Raw genomic sequence first — 19,350 nt, 5'->3', positions numbered from 1 at the left:
CTTCCGCGCTTGTCATGACGAATCGACCGATCTTCGACAAGTGGGGGGCGTCGACAAGGAGGGGACAAGTCGTGGGCGAGACGGTAGGGATGGCGCATGGCACTCATTCTCGGTCTCGAATCCAGTTGCGATGAAACCGCCGCGGCGCTCGTCAAGTCGGATCGTCAGGTTCTCGCGCACCGCCTGGCAGGGCAGGAGGCGGCGCACCGCCCGTTCGGCGGCGTCGTTCCAGAAATCGCGGCGCGCGCGCACGTCGAAGTGCTGGCACCGCTGATCGAGGCGGCGCTGGCGGATGCAGGAGTCACGCTTGCCGAGGTCGATGCGATCGCCGCGACCGCCGGGCCGGGGCTGATCGGCGGCGTGATGGTCGGACTGGTGACGGGCAAGGCGCTGGCGCACGCCGCGGGCAAGCCGCTGATCGCGGTCAACCATCTCGAGGGGCATGCGCTCAGCCCGCGGCTGTCCGATCCCGATCTCGATTTCCCCTATCTGCTGCTGCTCGTCTCGGGCGGGCATTGCCAGTTGCTGCTGGTCGAGGGGGTCAACCGTTACCGCCGCCTTGCGACGACGATCGACGATGCCGCGGGCGAAGCGTTCGACAAGAGCGCCAAGGTGCTCGGGCTCGGTTTCCCGGGAGGTCCCGCGGTCGAGGCGGCGGCGCGGCTGGGGCGCCCGATGGTCCCGCTGCCGCGTCCGCTCAAAGGGTCGCCCGAGCCGCATTTCTCGTTCGCCGGACTGAAAAGCGCGGTCGTTCGTGCCCATGCGGCGGGAACGTGGTCGGTCGAGGACATCGCCGCGTCGTTCCAGCAGGCGGTGGTGGATTGCCTGCTCGATCGCACCGTCCGCGCGCTGGGCCGGGCGCATGGCGCGACGGCGCTGGTCGTCGCGGGCGGGGTCGCCGCCAATGGGGCGGTGCGGACGGCGCTTGCAGATCTGGCGGCGGCGAACGGGCTGCGCTTCGTCGCGCCGCCGCTATGGCTGTGCACGGACAATGCCGCGATGATCGGCTGGGCGGGCGCGGAACGCTTCGCCGCCGGGTTGACCGATCCGCTCGATGTCGCCGCGCGGCCGCGCTGGCCGCTCGATCCGGGCGCGGAAGCGGTGCGTGGTGCGGGAGTGAAGGCATGAAGATCGGAGTCATCGGCGGCGGCGCGTGGGGCACTGCGCTCGCACAGGTCGCGGCGCGCGGGGGCGAGCGCGTCTTGCTGTGGGCGCGCGAGGCGGATGTCGTCGCGGGGATCAACGCGACTAACCAGAACGACCGCTTCCTGCCCGGGATCCCGCTGCCCGAGACGATCGAGGCGACCGGGTCGCTCGGCGCGCTGTCCGCATGCGATGCGTTGCTGGTCGTCGTGCCGGCGCAGCATGTCCGCGCGGTGCTCGCCGAAACCGCGGTTGGCGCAACCCCGCTGGTGCTGTGCGCCAAGGGGATCGAGGCGGGAACGCAAATGCTGGTCGGCGAGGTCGCGCGACAGATCCATCCCGAGGCGCCGATCGCGGTGCTGTCCGGCCCGACCTTCGCGCATGAAGTGGCCGCGGGCCAGCCGACCGCGGTGACGCTGGCGTGTGCGGACGAGGCGCTGGGTGCCGCGCTCGCGGATCGGCTCGCGGGTCCGGCGCTGCGGCCTTATGCGACGACCGATGTGACCGGCGCGGAAATCGGCGGCGCGGTCAAGAACGTGCTGGCGATCGCGTGTGGCGTGGTCGAGGGCGCCGGGCTTGGCCAGAACGCGCGCGCCGCGCTGATCGCGCGGGGTTTCGCCGAGATGGTCCGGTTCGGGCTGGCGCGCGGCGCGCAGGCGGAAACCCTGAGTGGCCTATCGGGCCTCGGGGATCTGGTGCTGACTTGCTCATCGACCAGCTCGCGCAACTTCTCGCTCGGGGTCGGGCTGGGGCAGGGGAAGCGTGCAGAAGACCTGCTGTCGGACCGCGTGACGGTCGCGGAAGGCGCGGCGACCGCGCCGGTGCTGCGCGTCGCGGCGGCGGCGATCGGGGTCGAGATGCCCGTGGTCGAGGCCGTCTGCACGTTGCTCGGCGGCGCGGACGTTGGGTCGGTAATCGAAGCGTTGCTGGCACGGCCGTTGCGCCGCGAGGTGCGGTAAAGAACGACGTCGCCGGGGTGGCTCAACCACTCCGTTCGTCCTGAGTAGCTGCTGAGCGAAGTCGAAGCGGCGTATCGAAGGACAGGTTATCGAGCGTAACAGTGCTTCGATACGAGCCCTCGATACGCCCCAAGACGGGCTACTCGGTCTCTACTCAGCACGAACGGCTAAAAGAAACGGCGTCTTACTCAAGAATGCGTCGCAGGATCTGCGCTCGACGGACATGGGTTCGAGCCCGGGTGCCCAGTGGGGTCGCTCAGAAATCGATCGCGATGCCCTTCAACTCCCAGTCGCCGTAGCGCGTGGGATCGAGCCCGAGATGGTCGCGCGCGTCGCGCGGCTCGGGTTTGGGATCGGGCGCGGGCACCGGCGTATTCTTGCTGAGATAGGCTGGTGGCTTCACATGCGGCGGACGAGCGGCCATGAGGGACTTCCTTGCAGACGCATGAGATAAGGCGTCCCCCGTCAGTTGGCGGTCCTTTGCGAAGAGTTCAAGCCCGTGACCCTCCCCCCGCCTCGTCGTTACATGCCCCGCCCCGAACCCGTCGAAGCGCCAGGCGTCCCAGCCCGCCGCGCTGCGCTCCGGATGCTCGACGCGGTGCTCCGCCAAGGATTGCCGCTCGAAGCCGCGATCGGCCGTGCGACCGCGGGGATCGACCGCGCCGATGACCGCGCGCTGGCGCATGCGATCGCGGCGGAAGTGTTGCGGCGCTTGCCCGATCTCGACGCGCTGATCGACTCGGCGACCAAGACGCGCTTGCCCGACGATTCCAAGGCGCGGTTCGCGCTGCGCATCGCGCTCGTTCAGGCGCTGTCGCTCGGTACGCCGTCGCATGCCGCGATCGCGACCGTGCTGCCGCTGGTCGATGGGGGGCCGCGCAAGCTCGTCCACGGCGTGTTCGGGACATTGTCGCGGAACGGTGACCAGCTCCCCGAACTCCCGACGCTGCCCGATCCGGTCGCGCTGCGCTGGCACGCGGCGTGGGGCGACGACGGCATCCACGCGGCGGAAGAGGCGATGGCGGCCCCCCCGCCGCTTGACCTGACGCTGGCCGATTGGGACGAGACCGCGCGGTTCGTCGAGGAGCTGGGCGGCGTCTCGCTGCTGCCTGGCCATATCCGGATCGATTCGGCGCATGTGCCCGAACTGCCCGGGTTCGAAGAAGGCCGCTGGTGGGTGCAGGACATCGCCGCCTCGCTCCCCGCACGGTTGCTCGGCAAGGGCGCGGGCAGCGCGCTCGACCTGTGCGCGGCGCCCGGGGGCAAGACGATGCAGCTCGCGAGTGCCGGCTGGCGCGTGACCTCGGTCGATGCGTCCGAAAGTCGTCTAGCGCGACTTCACGACAATCTCGCGCGGACCGGGCTGTCGGCGGAGATCGTCCAGGCCGACGTGCTCGAATGGGCGCCACCCGCCCCGGTCGATGCGGTGCTGCTCGATGCGCCGTGCAGCGCGACCGGGATTTTCCGCCGCCACCCCGACGTGCTCCACCGCGTGCGCCCGTCGCAGATTACTGATCTTGCCGCGCTCCAGACCAGCCTGCTGACGCGCGCCGCGGAATGGGTACGGCCGGGCGGAACGCTCGTCTTCGCGACCTGCTCGCTCGAACCCGCCGAGGGTGAGAAGCAGCGCGAACGCTTCGCCGCGGCGCGGCCCGACTTCGCGCTGGTGCCGATCGGCGCGGACGAACTCCCCGCAGGGATCCTGCCCGATGCCCAAGGGTGTGTCCGTACCTTGCCGGGAATGGTCACGCCGGGCGGCAACGACGGCTTCTTCATCGCGCGCTGGCGACGGCAGGGCTGATTTTTCGGGGGGGGGCGAGCTGTTTGTGTGCTCCCCCAATGCTGCGATTCCCTCGCCCGACCGCAAACCAACAACTACATACAGTATGTAAGACCCGCAGGTTCCATCGCGCGCTTGTCCCCTGCCTAGGGCGTGCTACAGGCTCGACGTACCATGTCCCAGCGCCCCGTCCGCATCGCCCCCTCCATCCTCTCGGCTGATTTCGCCAAGCTCGGCGAGGAGATCCGCGCGATCGACGCCGCCGGCGCGGACTGGATCCATGTCGATGTGATGGACGGCCATTTCGTCCCCAATATCTCGATCGGGCCGGGGGTGGTGAAGGCGATCCGCCCGCACACCACCAAGCCGCTCGACGTCCACCTGATGATCGCGCCGGTTGACCCGTATCTCGAGGCGTTCGCCGAGGCGGGTGCGGACACGATCAGCATCCATGTCGAGGCGGGGCCGCACACGCATCGCAGCCTCCAGCACATCCGCAGCCTCGGCAAGCGCGCGGGCGTCGTACTGACCCCGCAGACTCCCGCCAAGGCGCTCGATTATCTGCTCGATACGGTCGACCTCGTGCTGATCATGAGCGTCAATCCTGGCTTCGGCGGTCAGGCGTTCATCGAAAGTTCGCTCCGCAAGATCGAGAGCGTCCGCAAGATGATCGACAAGGGCGGCTATGCCATCGACCTCGAAGTCGACGGCGGGATCGACCTCGTTACCGCGCCGCGGGCGATCGCGGCGGGTGCGGACGCGCTTGTCGCGGGCACCGCGACTTTCCGCGGCGGGCCGGACGCCTATGCCGCCAATATCGCGGGTCTCCGCGGCTGAATGCGCGGACATCCGGTTCCAGAAGACCAAACGCAGCGCGACGGGATCGACGAGGGCAAGCGCCTGCTCCGCGTCGGTGGCGACAAGGGCCTGTCGCTTGCCGAACGGCTGTCCGAGCACTTCCACCGATTGACGTGGCGCACGCCGATCCACGGGATGCGGCTCAAGGGACGGCACCCGCTCAAGCTGATCGCGGTGCCGGACGATCCGTTCCTCGGCGACGTCGCGCGCGGCCATGCATTGCTCGACGGGGTGCTGGCATTTCGGGGTGAAACCCGCGATCTCGAGACGATCGATCTGAGCAAGCCCGACTGGTCGAAGGCGTTCGCGGAGTATCTGCACGGTTTCGCCTGGCTGCGCGACTTGTCGACGGTCGCGACGCGCGCGCAGGCGACTCCGGTCGCCGAATTTCTCATGCGGCTGTGGCTCGACGCCCATGCCGATACGGTCAGTGAACCGGCGTGGCGCGCGGACCTGTGGGGACGCCGCATCCTGTTCTGGACCGCGCACGCCCCGCTGATCCTGTCCTCCGCCGATCTCGTCTATCGCAGTCGCGTGCTCAACACGCTGGCGCGCGGCGCCCGGCATATCGACCGTGCGGCGGAAAAAGCGCCGCAGGGCGCGCCGCGCGTTGCGGCGCTATGCGGCATGGTCGCGGCGACGTTGCTGATTCCGGGCGGAGATCCGCGTCGGTCGGTGGTAGAAGCGGCATTGCTGCGCGGGCTGCTCGCGTCGATCTACGAGGATGGCGGCAACGTCGCCCGCTCCCCCGCCGCGCAAGTCGATCTGGTGATGCTGCTGACCAGCCTGCGCGAGGTCTACGATGCGCGACGGCTCGATCCGCCCGCCTTCCTCCCGGAGACGCTGGGCAAGCTCGTCGCCGCGCTTCTCGGCATCTGCCACACGGATCGCGATCTCGGGAGCTGGCAGGGCGGCGGACCCTACGGCGCGGAGGCGCTGGCGCAGGTGATCGCGGCGAGCGGCGTCCGTACTCGTCCGCTGCGGCAAGCGCGCGATTGGGGGTATCAACGGCTCGCAGCCGGGTCCGCGGTCATGCTGCTGGACGGCGCCCCCCCGCCGGTGGCGCGCCTGGTAGAGGGCGGTTGCGCCTCGACGCTCGCGATCGAAGTGTCCGACGGGCCCGACCGCATCATCGTCAATTGCGGTGGTGCGCGCAGCGGGATCGCGCAGCTTCCGGTCGATCTGAGCGAGGGGCTGCGGACCACCGCGGCGCATTCGACGCTCGTGCTGGGCGACAGCAATTCGACCGCGATCCACGCCGATGGCACGCTCGGCCGTGGCGTCGCCGAAGTCGAACTGGTCCGCCAGGAGAGCGAAATGTCGAGCCGGATCGAAGCAAGCCACGACGGCTATGTCCGCCGGTTCGGCCTGCTCCATCGGCGCCAATTGGTGATGACCAACGACGGCCGCGAAATTCGCGGTGAGGACGTGCTGTTGCCCGCGCCAAAACAGCGCAAGATCCAGCCGTCCGTCTTCGCGATCCGCTTCCATCTCGGGTTCGGGGTGCAGGTGTCGCCAACCGCGGACGGGATGGCGGCGTTGCTGCGGTTGCCGGGCGGGGGCATGTGGCAGTTCCGCTGCCGCGGCGGGATGCTCACGGTCGAGGACAGTCTGTGGATCGATGCCGAGGGGCGCCCGCACGCGACCTTCCAGCTCGTCGTTTCTGGCGAAGCGCCTGCCGGCGGTGCGAATGTCGGCTGGGTTCTCAAGCGCGCGCATTGAATTTCGCGGGCTGAGCGGGCAGGGGGTGCGCGACATTCCTCCCGCCTTCCTTCCCCCGGAGCCAAGCCGCCATGACCACCATCCCGATCCGCCGCGCGCTGCTGTCGGTGTCCGACAAGACCGGCATCGTCGATCTCGCCAAGGGGCTGGCCGGACATGGCGTTGAGCTCGTCTCGACCGGCGGCACCGCCAAGGCGCTGCGCGACGCTGGGCTCGAGGTGCGTGATATTTCGGACCTGACCGGCTTCCCCGAAATGATGGACGGTCGCGTCAAGACGCTCCACCCGGTGGTCCACGGCGGGCTGCTCGCGGTGCGCGACGATGCGGCGCATGTCGCGTCGATGGAGGAGCACGGGATCGGCGCGATCGATCTGGTCGTCGTCAACCTCTATCCGTTCGAGGCGACCGTCGCAAAGGGCGCGGAACGGGACGAAATCATCGAGAATATCGACATAGGCGGTCCCTCGATGGTGCGTTCCGCGGCAAAGAACCACGCTTTCGTCGCGATTGTGACCGATCCGGCGGACTATGCGCTGGTCGCGGGCGGCAGCACGACGCTGGCAGATCGCCGCAAGTTCGCCGCCAAGGCCTATGCCGCGACCGCCGCCTATGACGGCATGATCGCGACGTGGTTCGGCCAGGTCGACCAGGGCGAAGCCTTCCCCGAGACGCTCGCGATCACGCTCCAGCGCGGGCAATCGCTGCGCTATGGCGAGAATCCGCACCAGTCGGCGGCTTTCTACACCGCAGGCGGTAGCGCGCCGCGCGGAATCGGTCAGGCCCGGCAGGTGCAGGGTAAAGAGCTCAGCTACAACAACCTCAACGACGCGGATGCCGCGCTCGACCTGATCAGCGAGTACCGTGACGCCGCGCCGACCTGCGTGATCGTCAAGCACGCCAACCCATGCGGCGTCGCGACTGGCGAGACGCTCGAAGCGGCCTATGGCGCTGCTTTTGCTTGCGATACGGTGTCGGCGTTCGGCGGGATCATCGCGCTCAACCGCCGGCTCGACGGTGCGACCGCGCGCGCGATCGCGGGGATCATTCACCGAAGTCGTGGTTGCTCCTGACGCGGATGAGGAAGCGCTCGCAATCTTCGCCGCGAAGAAGAACCTGCGCCTGCTGCTGACCGGCGAGCTCCCCGATCCGGCGCGGGCGGGTCTGCTCGCCAAGGCGATCACCGGCGGCTGGCTCGTCCAAAGCCGCGACGGCGAATCCAGTCCCGAGATGAAGGTCGTCACCAAGCGCGCACCGACCGAGCAGGAACTCGCCGACTGCCGCTTCGCCTGGACCGTCGCCAAGCACGTCAAGTCGAACGCGATCGTCTACGCCAAGGGCGGCAGCACCGCGGGCATCGGCGCGGGGCAGATGAATCGCCTTGAATCCGCGCGTATCGCGGCGTGGAAGGCAAAGGACGCCGCCGACAAGGCGGGCTGGAGCGAGCCGCGCACGATCGGCTCGGCGGTCGCGTCGGACGCGTTCTTCCCGTTCGCTGACGGGCTGATGGCGGCGGTCGAGGCGGGCGCGACTGCTGTGATCCAGCCGGGCGGCTCGATCCGCGACGACGAGGTGATCGCGGCGGCGGATGCGGCGGGCCTCGCGATGGTGTTCACCGGGGTGCGTCACTTCCGGCATTGATCGGGCGGAGTTCCGCTTCCGAACCCACCGTCTTCCCCGCGTAGGCGGGGATCCATACTGGCTGGCTGTGCCCGTTACCGAACTACGGCGCTAATGGATTCCCGCCTTCGCGGGAATGACGGAAGGGGGCAACTCAGGCCAACCCTGTCCGCAGCTTACCCTGCTACTGCCGGCTTCCGACGAATTAGCGCGCGGTCCTCCTCTCGGAACGCCCAGCGGTACAGCACGTAGAGATAGATCGCCGCCATCACCGGCTCGCCGATCGCGAGCTCGGCCCATTCGTAGCGTTTGGGGAGCGCGGTGAACAAACCCCCGGCCACGCAGGTCGCGAGCACCGCCCACACCATCGCCCAGCGCCAGCCCGCGACAGGCGCCTTGAGCAACCGCGACAGATAGGTCGACTTGATGACCGAGGTGATCGACACCGAAACGAACAGTGCGACCGCTGGCCCCGCCGCCTGATACGCGACTGGCCAGCCGACAGTCTTCATCGCGAAGATCAGCCCGTAGCTCAACCCTACCTGGAACAGCAGCATGCCGATTGAAATCGCCATGTTCTGCAACCGCGCGATATACACCAATGCGGATTCGCATACCGCGCCGGTCGAGGCGGCGGCTTCCGCGAACAGCAGGAAAGACAGCGCTGCCGTTCCCGCGACGAATTGCGGGCCGACCGTCCCCATTACTGCTTCGCCCGGGATCGAGCCCATCAGCGCAAGCCCCGTCTGCGCGGCGAGGATCCAGAAGCCGACCTGCCGGACCTGTGCCGCGACGGCATTCGTGTCGCCGCGCGCAAGGCTGGTGGTAATGACGGGACCGAGGATCGGATCGAAGCTCGTCTTGAGCTTGCCCGGGATCGACGCGACCTGTTGCGCCATCCAGTAGATTCCAACGATGCGGGGTTCGAACATCAGGAACAGGATCGAGCGGTCGACGTTGCGCGTCCCCCATTCGAGTGCATCCGCGCCGGCAAGCGGCGCGTTGCGGCGAATCAAAGCGATCGTTCGGCCGGGATGCAGCCGCCATCCAACGGGCGCGCCATAGCTCCGCCAGAACGGCACCAGCGATGCGACCAGCGCGGCGATCATCGACAGCATGTAGGCGATCACCAGCCCGTCATGCGGCGCGATGGGATAGAGCACCCCCGCCGCGATCGAGATCGTCCATGGCTCGATCACCGCGCGCGCGGTGACCGTCGCCTTGACGTTGCGGCGATAGGCAAGCGCCGCGAGCGTGATGTCGGACCAGGCGGTGAAGACGATGATGCACGGCAGCAGCCGTTCGAGCCCGGTCGGCGCGCTATTGTGATACATTAAATCGGGAAGCAGCAGCAGGATCCCGCTCGCGGTGAACGAGGCGAGCGCGGCGACGACGAGACAATCCCACACGATATCGACATGCGGGCGATCTGTATCGCTGATCGCGAGTGCCAGCCCGCGCTTGAGCCCGAAGGTCGCAAGCAGCGCCGCCACCTCGACGAACAGCACTGCGCGCGCGAAGGTGCCGAGCGTATCCGGCCCGTACAGCCGACCTGCGATGAACAGGAACGGGATTCGCGCGACGAGCCGCATCAGGAAGCCGAGGATGTTAGTCCGGCCACCCTTGGCAAGCGCATTGATCTCGTCGTCCGTGCCCCCACGGTCGGTCGGGACGCCCCCCGTTACTGGCGTCAATGCGCGGCCCCCCAGCTCAGGCCAGTGCCGATCTCGATGCCGAGCGGCACGTTGAGCTGGACGACGGGTTCGGCGGCAGTCGCCATTACGCGCTCGATTACCGGCTTGGCCGCGGCGACGTCACCTTCGGGGAGTTCGAACACGAGTTCGTCATGCACCTGCAACAGCATCCGCACGTTGGTCAGGCCCGCCTCGAGCAACGCCGGGCCCATCCGCACCATCGCGCGCTTGATGATGTCGGCGGACGTACCCTGGATTGGTGCGTTGATCGCGGCGCGCTCGGCGCCCTGGCGTTCGTGCTGGATCTTGGAGGCAATGCGCGGGAAGTGCGTCTTCCGCCCGAACAGCGTGGTGGTGTAGCCGTTCGCACGGACCGTCTCGGTGGTTTGCGCGATGTAATTGCGAATGCCGGGGAAGCGATCGAAATAGCGATCGATCATCGCCTGCGCTTCGTCCGCGGTCACATCCAGCCGTCCGGCGAGACCCCAACGGCTGATCCCGTAAAGGATCGCGAAGTTGATCGTCTTGGCGCGTCCGCGCGTGTCGCGGTTGACCTCGCCGAACAGCTCCTGCGCGGTCAGGCTGTGGATGTCGGCACCGCTGGCGAACGCGTCGCGCAGCTGTGGGACGTCCGCCATATGCGCAGCCAGACGCAGTTCGATCTGCGAGTAATCCGCTGCTAGCAGGACGTTGCCGGGCTCCGCCACGAACGCGTCGCGGATCTGGCGGCCGATTTCGGTGCGGATCGGGATGTTCTGCAAATTCGGGTCGGTCGACGACAGCCGCCCGGTCTGTGCGCCAGTCAGCGAGTAAGACGTGTGGACACGCCCTGTCGCGGGGTTGATCTGCGCCTGGAGCGCGTCGGTATAGGTCGACTTGAGCTTGGACAGCTGCCGCCATTCGAGCACCTTGGTCGCAATGTCCTTGCCCGGCGAGTCCTTGTCCGCGGCGATCCGCTCGAGCTCGTTGACGTCGGTCGAGTAAACCCCGGACTTGCCCTTGCGCCCGCCCTTGATCCCCATCCGCTCGAACAGCACGTCGCCCAATTGCTTGGGGCTGCCGATCGTGAAGGCACCACCCGCGAGCGCGTGGATGTCGACTTCGAGCGCGCCGATCTGCGTCGAGAATTCGCCCGACAGTTGCGCGAGCCGTTCGCGATCGACCTTGATTCCGTAGCGCTCCATCTGCGCGATCACCGGCGCGAGCGGGCGATCGACCATCTCGTACACCCGCGTCGCCCCTTCGGCGGCCAGGCGCGGCTTGAATCGCCGCCACAGCCGTAGCGTCACGTCGGCATCCTCAGCGGCGTAGCGCGTGGCGGCAACCAGATCGATTTCGTTGAAGGTCCGCTGCGACTTGCCGACGCCGACCACGTCCTTGAACGCGATGCAGCTGTGCGACAGATGCGTCGCGGCGAGCTCGTCCATGCTGTGTCCGTGGAGCCCCGCGTCGAGATCGAAGCTCATCAGGATCGTGTCGTCGAACGGCGCGACGCCGACGCCCAAACGCCCGAGCACGATCATGTCGTATTTGAGGTTATGCCCGATCTTGAGGACCGACGGGTCCTCGAACAACGGCTTCAACTTCGCCAGCGCGACTTCGACCGTCAGCTGTTCCGGCTTTTCCGCGAACAGCCCGCTCCCGCCATGCGCGAGCGGAACGTAGCAGGCGAGGTTGGGATGCAACGCCATGCTGATTCCGACGAGGTCGGCGCGAGTTGCATCGATCCCGGTGGTCTCGGTATCGATCGCGATCCAGCCCTGATGTCGCGCAAGCGTGATCCAGCGATCGAGCGCAGCCTCGTCCACGACGGTCTCGTATGAGTCGACCTCGCACGGCGGATCCTGCTCGGTCGGGACGGACTTCGGCGTCGGCACCGGTGCATCCGCGACCGCCGACAGCTTGGTCAGCAGCGAGCGGAAGCCGTGATGCTCCAGGAACGCACGGAGCGGCGCATCGGGAATGCCCTTGAGTTCGAGATCCTCGAGCGGCTCGGGCAAGGCGACGTCGCACTTGAGCGTCACCAGCTCCTTCGACAGCCGCGCCATGTCAGCATGTTCGATCAGATTATCGCGCAGCTTGCCCTTCTTCATCCCCTCGGCCGAGGCGAGGACGGACTCAAGATCGCCATGTTCGAGGATCAGCTTGGCCGCGGTCTTGGGACCGACGCCGGGGACGCCCGGCACGTTGTCGACGCTATCGCCCATCAGCGCGAGCACGTCGCCGAGTTGCGCGGGGGTGATGCCGTGGAATTTCTCCGCGACATGCTCCTTGCCGAGCCGTCGGTTGTTCATCGTGTCGTACATGTCGAGCCCGGGCTCGATCAGCTGCATCAGATCCTTGTCCGAAGACACGATCGTGACTTCCCACCCCTGCGCGAGCGCGGCGCGCGAATAGCAGGCGATGATGTCGTCCGCCTCCAGCCCCTCGGTCTCGATGCACGGCAGCGAGAAGGCACGCGTCGCATCGCGGATCATCGGGAACTGCGGCACCAGATCCTCGGGCGGCGGCGGGCGGTGCGCCTTATACTGGTCGTACAGGTCGTTGCGGAAAGTCTTGGACGACTTGTCGAGGATGACCGCCATATGCGTCGGGCCGTCCGCGGCATGCACCTCGTCCGCGAGCTTCCACAGCATCGTGGTATAGCCATAGACCGCGCCGACCGGCTCGCCATGCTTGTTGGTGAGCGGGGGGAGGCGGTGATAGGCGCGGAAAATGTATCCCGAGCCATCGACAAGATAGAGATGCGGCATTTTGCCGCGATAGCAGCGCCTGTGCCCTAGCAGAAGCCCGCTTTGCGCTCAGCCGTGTGAGCGGGCACCGTTCGTACGGCGAGTGGTCGCGGACGCGGTGCTGGCATGGGTGGCAACGACGCTGGACACCACCGCCTGCATCAACGCCTGCCGTGCCGGGATCGGCCGGAGCGTATCGCCGATCATCACCGCGATTGCGTAAGTCCGCCCATCCGGCGCGATCAACAGGCCGACGTCGTTATAGCCCGCGGTCCGACCGGCAAAATCCTGTCCCGTCCCGGTCTTGTGCCCGAAGCTCCACCCGGTCGGCACCGCACCGCGCAGCCGCATCTTGCCGGTATGCGAGGATTGCATCGTCCCGATCAGATAGGATGTCGATTCCGCCGACAACAGTCCACCGCGCTTGAGCCGGGCGAGGGCACCCGCGATCGCGGCGGGGGCGGCGCCATCGGGCGGACTGGCGACATAGCGGTTGAAGGCGGCAAGCCGCTCTGCGCGAGGCAACGCGTTACGTGCGCGATTGAACCCGTCGTTGAAGGCATAGGACGGTTGCCAGGTCAGCCCAGCGGTGCCCGCCTGGAGCATCCGCTCGCCCGGCCCGAAGCCGATCGCGCCCAGCCCCTTGCGCGTGATGAAGTTCCGCACTGCGCTGGGTCCGCCGACAAGGCGCAGCAACCGATCGTTTGCCGTATTGTCGCTCATCGTCAGCGCGCGCTGGAGCAGTTCGCCGACGGTCGTGCGATAGCCGGTACCGCTTCGGATCAACCCCGCGATCGGCTGGTGGAACAGCGTGATGTCGTCGCGCGTCAGCGTGATCGGGTCGTCCAGCCGCAGCTTGCCCGCATCGCGCGCGGACAGAACGGTCATCGCGACCCACAATTTGCTGACGCTTTGCTGCGGCAAACGCTGGCTGCCGCCTGCATCGATCATCCAGCCGTCGTCGACGCTGCGCACCGCTACGCCGACCTTGCCGTTGAAGTTGCGCACGAGCTGCGAGACGGTGGCGGCAAGTATCGGCGGGACGGGCAGCACGCGCTGTCCCGTCGAGGGCCCCGAGCGCGGTGGGATCGCAACGATCAGCGGGGATTGCGCGCCCGTGCTGCTCGCGGCCTGGACATGCGCGTCATAACCGCACGCGCACAAGGCGGCGGTCAGCGCGAGCAGGGCTACGGGTTTGGAGAAAGAGCGAGGAAGAATGTACGAACCCACCGAATATTATCCCCACCCCTGCTTACGCTCTGGATCGTTGCGATAAGGCCTTATCATGTCCCAGGAATGGCTGCGGCGGTTCGGTGCGACAAGGTGCCTTGCCGGCGCGACGAGGCGGGGCAGCTCCCTCGCCGTGCCACGCCAGCGTGGTCAGCCGTCGCCGACGCGCTCGATGTCCGCGCCGACCGCGCTCAGTTTCTCCTCGAGCCGTTCATAGCCGCGATCGAGATGATAGACGCGGCTGACCTGGGTCTCACCCTGCGCGACCAGCCCGGCGATGATCAGGCTCATCGACGCGCGCAGATCGGTTGCCATCACCGGGGCGCCGACCAGCCGGTCAACGCCGCGCACGACCGCGGTGCGGCCCGATACATGAATGTCCGCCCCCATCCGCGCGAGCTCGGGCACGTGCATGTACCGGTTCTCGAAGATCGTTTCGGTTAGCGTGCTTTCGCCGGGGGCCATGCACAGCATCGCCATCAACTGCGCCTGCATGTCGGTGGCGAAGCCGGGGAAGGGCGCGGTCGACAGCGTAACCGGACGCAGCGGGCCGTTCGCTTCGACGAACAAATTCTCGCCGCGCTCCTCGATCGTCACGCCCGCTTGGCGCAGCGCCTCGATCGTGGCGAGCATGTCGCTCGCCTTGACGCCGACGAGTTCGAGCGACCCGCCCGTGATCGCCGCGGCACAGGCATAGCTGCCCGCCTCGATCCGGTCGGGCATCACGCGGTAGGTCGCGCCATGGAGCCGGTCGACGCCCTCGATCTCAAGCGTTTCGGTGCCGATCCCGGAAATCTTCGCGCCCATCGCGACCAGCAGGTTGCACAGATCGACGATTTCGGGCTCGCGCGCCGCATTCTCGATCCGGCTGCCGCCGCGTGCCAGCGATGCCGCCATCACGACGTTCTCGGTCGCGCCGACCGAAACGACCGGGAAACGGTAGGTGCCGCCCGACAGCCGCCCGCCCGGTGCGATCGCCTTGACGTACCCCGCCGCCATTTCGAGCTGCGCGCCGATCGCTTCCAGCGCCTTCAGATGCAAGTCGATCGGGCGATTGCCGATCGCGCAGCCTCCGGGCAGCGACACCGTCGCCTCGCCCGCGCGCCCCAGCAACGGGCCGAGCACCAGGATCGACGCGCGCATCTTGCGGACGATGTCATAGGGGGCCTCGGTCGCAGTCAGCTTGCCCGCGCGGATCGTCATCACGCGGCCGAAATCTTCCGGGCGTGCGCCTTCGATCCGGGTCGAGCAACCGAGCTGGTTGAGCAGATGCCCGAAACTGTCGACGTCGGCGAGCCGCGGCAGGTTGCGGAGCGTCACCGGTTCCTCGGTCAGCAACGCGCACGGCATCAGCGTGAGCGCGGCGTTTTTCGCACCGGAAATGGGAAGACGGCCTGAGAGGCGGTTGCCGCCCCGAATGAGAATACGGTCCATCGATCTCGTTTATCGTCTTGCCCCGCTTGCGCAAGCCGATGCGACGGGAATCGCCTTTCGCACGTCTCGTTCGAACGATTGATCGACTTTAAGGCAAAGTTTTCGGCAGACTGCTCTGTGCACAAGCAGAACAAGGGGTGATCACTGCGTGCCACAAAGTTGTTTCGCCGATCGTCTCGGCGACATCGCGGACCTGACGCCGTCGGAACGAATGGCGCTGGACCGGCTCGAAGAGCGCGAGCGTCTGCTCCGCCGCAACATGACGTTGCAGCGGGAAAACGACCGCGCGACCGAAATGTACGTTTTGCGCAAGGGAACGATGATGAGTTCCGTGCTGCTTGATGACGGCAGCCGGCAAATCCTCCGCTTCCATTTCGCCGGCGACCTGCTTGCGGTCACCAACATGATCTATGGCGACGCGACAGAGACGATCACTGCGTTGAGCGACTGCGTCGTAGCGCCGTTCGACCGATCCGTGCTGAGCGCGTTGATGCTGGCGCAGCCCCGGATCGCGGCGTTGATTCTCATCTACAACCAGATCGAGCGCGCGGCGTTGACCGACCGGTTGGCTGCGATCGGGCGGACGTCGGCGAAGGCGCGGGTCGCGGCGACACTGGTGGAAATCCGCAACCGGATGAAGATGCTCGACCGATCGATCACGAGCAGCTTCGTGCTGGGGCTGACGCAGGAAGAGATCGGCGATGCCACCGGGCTAACCGCAGTGCACGTCAATCGAATGCTGCGGCAGCTCGAGGAGGAAAAACTGATCGTGCGGGAAGCGGGTCGCGTTCGGTTCCTCGACGAACCGAAATTGATGCGTGCGGCGAATTACATCGATCGCTACGCCGACCTCGATCTTGCGTGGCTACCGGCCGCCGCCTGACACGCCGGTGGCGGTGTCAGACCTTCTCGAGCATGCATTGCAACGGATGCTGGTTCTGCCGGGCGAATTCGATCACCTGCGCGACCTTGGTCTCGGCGACTTCGTAACTGAAGATTCCGCACACTCCGACGCCCTTCTGGTGGACGTGCAACATCACGCGAGTCGCGGCTTCCATATCCATCCGGAAGAAGCGCTGGAGCACCAGCACCACGAATTCCATCGGGGTATAATCATCGTTGAGCAACAGGACGCGGTAGGGCGTCGGCTGCTTGGTCTTGGAACGCGTACGCGTAGCGACTCCGGTGCTGCCGTCCCGATCGGAATCGTCGGTTCCGTCGTCGCGGCGCTCAGCCATGGAGGTGGGGGTTGGGTCGGTCATGCAACGCTAAAATATGGCATTGCGCCCCCTCAGGGCAAGGGGTCCACACAAAGGAAAAGGGCGACTCCCCATCGGGAGCCGCCCTTCGCCAGCGTAGCGGGAGGTCGCTTTATGCGACGACCTTTACCTTTTCGACCGCAACCGCGACGCGGTTCGAGATCGGCTGGGCGATTTCGCCGAGCAGCTTGACGTAACCCTCGGTGAACTTGGCGGTTTCCGCCATCATCGAATCCATCGCCTGCTTGGTCATCTCGCTGTGGAGCTTGAAGAACTCGGTCGGCGACTTGATCGACGCGAACTGGCTGGCGGTGGTGTTGGCCTTCTCGACCGACGTGCGGACATAATCGCTGGTGTAACGTGCGATGTCCTCGGCGCCCTTCGCCGCGATCTTGCTCGACTCGACGACGGCCTCGAGGTTGCCCTTCGAGAATTCGCTCAGCTCTGCGATCATCTTGGAGCCCTTCTCCATCGCGGTCTTCGCACGATCGTTCACATCGGCGAACATCGTCGTGGCCTGGGTCTGCGCGGTTTCGGCAGCGGTGTTGATCGTTGCGTCCATGGTGCTCGTGTCCTTCTGCATGATGGCCGTCGCAGGCGCGATGGCGGGGGTGGAGGTGGCTGGAGGGGAAATGGCTGGAGTAGTGGATGGCGTTGGGATTTCGTCCGAAGCCGAAACCACTGGTGCCGCAACGGGCGCCACGGCGGGTTCGGCGGCCTTTTCGGCAGGCGGCGGGCTGACAGGCTGTGCAACGGCGGGGGTTGCGGGTGCTGCTGCCGCGACGGGCTTCGCGGGTTCGACCGGCACTTGGACCGCAAGAGGGGCGGACTTTGCGACCGGACCGCGTTTGGGGGTGAGCTTCGGAGCAGAGACGATGGGGGCGGGGTGCGCGACGAACGGCACCGGCGGCGAATCGGACGTCGCGTTCGCACCGCTCACGACTGGCTTGACGATCCGCTTCGACGCGACGGATTTCGGGCCTTTGGTGGCCATGACCGGGTTCTCCTGCAGCACTTATGCTGCGGCGCAATATACCCCAAGTCGTAAACCGGCGCAAGGTTAATGGTGCACTGCAGCATTCATAATGTGCAGTGCCCAGGATATTGGAATTGCGGGCTTATCGAGTCCGTACGTAGTTCCCCGGAGCCTCCCCCAGGGCGGGCAGCGAACCTGCTCCGGGAACGCGTGGGCCATCCGCCGAAACCGGATCATCGCCAAGGCTGCGGAGCCATTCGCGCCAGTCCGGCCACCAGCTTCCCTTGGTCTCGGTTGCGCCCGCGACAAAGTCCTCGAATCGCTCGACGGGCTTGGGATTGAGCCAATATTGGTATTTCTGTGCCGACGGCGGATTGACCACGCCCGCGATATGCCCCGATCCCGCCAGGACGAAGCGTCTCGGTCCGACGAAATGGTGCATCATCGCCCACACGCTTTCAGCGGGAGCGATATGATCCTCGCGCCCCGCCTGGATGTAGGCTGGCGTCGCGACTTGCGACAGGTCGATCGGCGTCCCCAGCGCGGACATTGCGCCGGGTTTGGCGAGACGGTTGTCGCGGTACAGATCGGTCAGATAGGCGATGTGCCACTCGGCGGGTAGGTTGGTCGTGTCGCCGTTCCAGTGGAGCAGGTCGAACGGCGCATAGTCCTTCCCCAGCAGATAGTTGTTGGTGACGTAGTTCCAGATCAGGTCGCGCCCGCGCAGCTGGTTGAACACCGCCGCCATGTAACGCCCGTCGAGGAAGCCGTCGGGCGTCAGCGACCGGATCAGCGCGAGCTGGTCGTCCGCGACGAAATGGAGCAATTCGCCCGCCTTCTCGAAATCGACCTGAGCGGTAAAGAACGTCGCGCTGGCAACCTTGTCCGCTTCCCCACGCGCGGCGAGGATCGCAAGCGTCGCCGCCAGCGTGGTGCCCGCGACGCAATAACCGATCGTATGGACCGCGGGCACGTCGAGCGCGCCGCGGATCGTGTCGATCGCGTCGATTTGCGCGGCGATGTAATCATCCCACACGACATGCTTCATCGTCGCATCCGCCGAGCGCCACGACACCATGAACACGGTGATGCCCTGTTCCACCGCCCAGCGGATGAAGCTCTTTTCGGGGCTGAGGTCGAGGATGTAGAAGCGGTTGATCCACGGTGGGAAGATTACCAGCGGGGTGGCCAGAACATTCTCAGTGGTCGGGCTGTACTGGATCAGTTCGTACAAATCGGTGCGATGAACCACCTTGCCCGGCGTCATCGCGATGTTGCGACCGAGTTCGAACGCGCTCTGGTCGGTATGCGTCAACTGCCCCTTGCCGAGATCGGCGAGCATGTTCTGCAGGCCCTTCAGCAGGTTCTCGCCGCGCGTCTCGATCGTCTTCTCGATCACTTCGGGGTTGGTCGCTGGGAAATTGGTCGGGCTCATCGCATCGAGGAAACCACGCGCCGTAAAGCGCATATGGTCCCGCTGCTTGTCGTCGACTCCGTCCAGCGCCTCGATCTGCGCGAGCATCGTGTCGGATACGAGGAAATAGCTCTGGCGGATGAAGTCGAACACCGGGTCGTCGTGCCAGCGCGAGTCCTTGAAGCGCCTGTCGCGCGCCCGTTCGGGGGATTCGGCGCGGGGTGCTGGCTGCGCGGGGTCGAGCATCCGCTGCCACAGCGACAGGCTTTGCGTCCAGAAATCCTGCGTCCGCGCGATCGTCGCAGGATCGGTCAGGCCGGGGATTGCCGGAAACAGCGGGTTGCTCGCGCTCATCGTGGCAAGGCCCTGTTCGAGCAGCATTTGCTGTGCGCGCCCGAGCACCCACGTCCAGTGCTGCATGTCGGCGAGGCTGGGTGGCGGGGTGCCCGGCGGCGTGGTGGTATCCGAATCGGCCATGGCATCCTCGATCCTGTTTGGGCTCTTCTATCGCACGGACGCAGCGGCGTCATGC

The 19,350-nt window shown here is 66.6% G+C and carries 14 protein-coding genes and 1 pseudogene; 7 read left to right on the top strand and 8 right to left on the bottom strand.

Translation table 11 applies throughout. The annotated features are described in order from the left end of the window. The first annotated feature begins 96 nt into the window (after nucleotides 1–96). On the top strand, nucleotides 97–1,128 hold the full coding sequence (tsaD, locus tag ABIC16_RS01255) for a tRNA (adenosine(37)-N6)-threonylcarbamoyltransferase complex transferase subunit TsaD (protein WP_354289746.1): 1,032 nt from the start codon (nucleotides 97–99) through the stop codon (nucleotides 1,126–1,128). Continuing rightward, nucleotides 1,125–2,102, top strand: a complete 978-nt coding sequence (locus ABIC16_RS01250; protein ID WP_354289745.1) for an NAD(P)H-dependent glycerol-3-phosphate dehydrogenase — start codon at nucleotides 1,125–1,127, stop codon at nucleotides 2,100–2,102. The genes tsaD and ABIC16_RS01250 overlap by 4 nt, the downstream gene beginning before the upstream one ends. A gap of 256 nt (nucleotides 2,103–2,358) precedes the next feature. On the opposite strand, the gene ABIC16_RS01245 is transcribed toward ABIC16_RS01250, so the two are convergent. After that, nucleotides 2,359–2,526: a DUF1674 domain-containing protein gene (locus ABIC16_RS01245; RefSeq protein WP_242137985.1), complete on the bottom strand. Its 168-nt coding sequence runs from the start codon at nucleotides 2,524–2,526 to the stop codon at nucleotides 2,359–2,361. A gap of 102 nt (nucleotides 2,527–2,628) precedes the next feature. Here ABIC16_RS01245 and ABIC16_RS01240 point away from each other — a divergent pair, with 102 nt between their 5' ends. The 4 genes and pseudogenes from ABIC16_RS01240 (at nucleotide 2,629) to purH (ending at nucleotide 8,100) form a co-directional block, all read left to right on the top strand. Next, nucleotides 2,629–3,903 (top strand): RsmB/NOP family class I SAM-dependent RNA methyltransferase, encoded by a 1,275-nt coding sequence (locus tag ABIC16_RS01240; protein ID WP_354289744.1) that lies wholly within the window; start codon nucleotides 2,629–2,631, stop codon nucleotides 3,901–3,903. 153 nt (nucleotides 3,904–4,056) lie between these two features. Beyond that, nucleotides 4,057–4,719, top strand: coding sequence for a ribulose-phosphate 3-epimerase (gene rpe / locus ABIC16_RS01235; RefSeq protein WP_277971227.1), 663 nt, complete (start codon nucleotides 4,057–4,059; stop codon nucleotides 4,717–4,719). Continuing rightward, on the top strand, nucleotides 4,720–6,462 hold the full coding sequence (locus tag ABIC16_RS01230) for a heparinase II/III family protein (protein WP_354289743.1): 1,743 nt from the start codon (nucleotides 4,720–4,722) through the stop codon (nucleotides 6,460–6,462). A 71-nt stretch (nucleotides 6,463–6,533) separates the two neighbouring features. Continuing rightward, a pseudogene (purH, locus tag ABIC16_RS01225) lies at nucleotides 6,534–8,100 on the top strand (bifunctional phosphoribosylaminoimidazolecarboxamide formyltransferase/IMP cyclohydrolase). Between the two features lie 155 nt (nucleotides 8,101–8,255). Here the strand turns inward: purH and ABIC16_RS01220 are convergent. From ABIC16_RS01220 to murA, 4 genes are all read right to left on the bottom strand, one after another. Then, nucleotides 8,256–9,671, bottom strand: coding sequence for a lipopolysaccharide biosynthesis protein (locus ABIC16_RS01220; RefSeq protein ID WP_277971241.1), 1,416 nt, complete (start codon nucleotides 9,669–9,671; stop codon nucleotides 8,256–8,258). Between the two features lie 98 nt (nucleotides 9,672–9,769). Next, on the bottom strand, nucleotides 9,770–12,526 hold the full coding sequence (gene polA / locus ABIC16_RS01215) for a DNA polymerase I (protein ID WP_354289742.1): 2,757 nt from the start codon (nucleotides 12,524–12,526) through the stop codon (nucleotides 9,770–9,772). A 48-nt stretch (nucleotides 12,527–12,574) separates the two neighbouring features. Then, nucleotides 12,575–13,735, bottom strand: a complete 1,161-nt coding sequence (locus ABIC16_RS01210) for a serine hydrolase (protein ID WP_354289741.1) — start codon at nucleotides 13,733–13,735, stop codon at nucleotides 12,575–12,577. A gap of 150 nt (nucleotides 13,736–13,885) precedes the next feature. Then, nucleotides 13,886–15,169, bottom strand: a complete 1,284-nt coding sequence (gene murA, locus ABIC16_RS01205) for a UDP-N-acetylglucosamine 1-carboxyvinyltransferase (protein WP_277971232.1) — start codon at nucleotides 15,167–15,169, stop codon at nucleotides 13,886–13,888. A gap of 211 nt (nucleotides 15,170–15,380) precedes the next feature. On the opposite strand from murA, the gene ABIC16_RS01200 reads away from it, so the two are divergent. Continuing rightward, entirely contained in the window at nucleotides 15,381–16,052 is a 672-nt protein-coding gene (locus tag ABIC16_RS01200) for a Crp/Fnr family transcriptional regulator (RefSeq protein ID WP_277971242.1), read from the top strand. Nucleotides 16,053–16,068: 16 nt separating this feature from the next. On the opposite strand, the gene clpS is transcribed toward ABIC16_RS01200, so the two are convergent. The 3 genes from clpS to ABIC16_RS01185 form a co-directional block, all read right to left on the bottom strand. Continuing rightward, entirely contained in the window at nucleotides 16,069–16,407 is a 339-nt protein-coding gene (gene clpS, locus ABIC16_RS01195) for an ATP-dependent Clp protease adapter ClpS (RefSeq protein WP_277971243.1), read from the bottom strand. Nucleotides 16,408–16,540: 133 nt separating this feature from the next. Next, on the bottom strand, nucleotides 16,541–17,422 hold the full coding sequence (locus tag ABIC16_RS01190; RefSeq protein WP_277971233.1) for a phasin family protein: 882 nt from the start codon (nucleotides 17,420–17,422) through the stop codon (nucleotides 16,541–16,543). Between the two features lie 124 nt (nucleotides 17,423–17,546). Further along, nucleotides 17,547–19,295: a PHA/PHB synthase family protein gene (locus ABIC16_RS01185; RefSeq protein ID WP_354289740.1), complete on the bottom strand. Its 1,749-nt coding sequence runs from the start codon at nucleotides 19,293–19,295 to the stop codon at nucleotides 17,547–17,549. Nucleotides 19,296–19,350: the final 55 nt, after the last annotated feature.

It is taken from the genome of Sphingomonas sp. PvP055 (assembly GCF_040546365.1).
Lineage (GTDB): Bacteria > Pseudomonadota > Alphaproteobacteria > Sphingomonadales > Sphingomonadaceae > Sphingomonas > Sphingomonas echinoides_A.
The sequence above is the reverse complement of the archived record's forward strand: the minus strand, read 5'-3'. Positions and strand labels throughout refer to the sequence as shown.

Coding starts and splice junctions, on each gene's coding strand:
- tsaD (WP_354289746.1), top strand. CDS start 97: ATGGCACTCATTCTCGGTCTCGAATCCAGTTGCGATGAAACCGCCGCG.
- ABIC16_RS01250 (WP_354289745.1), top strand. CDS start 1,125: ATGAAGATCGGAGTCATCGGCGGCGGCGCGTGGGGCACTGCGCTCGCA.
- ABIC16_RS01245 (WP_242137985.1), bottom strand. CDS start 2,526: ATGGCCGCTCGTCCGCCGCATGTGAAGCCACCAGCCTATCTCAGCAAG.
- ABIC16_RS01240 (WP_354289744.1), top strand. CDS start 2,629: ATGCCCCGCCCCGAACCCGTCGAAGCGCCAGGCGTCCCAGCCCGCCGC.
- rpe (WP_277971227.1), top strand. CDS start 4,057: ATGTCCCAGCGCCCCGTCCGCATCGCCCCCTCCATCCTCTCGGCTGAT.
- ABIC16_RS01230 (WP_354289743.1), top strand. CDS start 4,720: ATGCGCGGACATCCGGTTCCAGAAGACCAAACGCAGCGCGACGGGATC.
- ABIC16_RS01220 (WP_277971241.1), bottom strand. CDS start 9,671: ATGCGGCTCGTCGCGCGAATCCCGTTCCTGTTCATCGCAGGTCGGCTG.
- polA (WP_354289742.1), bottom strand. CDS start 12,526: ATGCCGCATCTCTATCTTGTCGATGGCTCGGGATACATTTTCCGCGCC.
- murA (WP_277971232.1), bottom strand. CDS start 15,169: ATGGACCGTATTCTCATTCGGGGCGGCAACCGCCTCTCAGGCCGTCTT.
- ABIC16_RS01200 (WP_277971242.1), top strand. CDS start 15,381: ATGGCGCTGGACCGGCTCGAAGAGCGCGAGCGTCTGCTCCGCCGCAAC.
- clpS (WP_277971243.1), bottom strand. CDS start 16,407: ATGGCTGAGCGCCGCGACGACGGAACCGACGATTCCGATCGGGACGGC.
- ABIC16_RS01190 (WP_277971233.1), bottom strand. CDS start 17,422: ATGGCCACCAAAGGCCCGAAATCCGTCGCGTCGAAGCGGATCGTCAAG.
- ABIC16_RS01185 (WP_354289740.1), bottom strand. CDS start 19,295: ATGGCCGATTCGGATACCACCACGCCGCCGGGCACCCCGCCACCCAGC.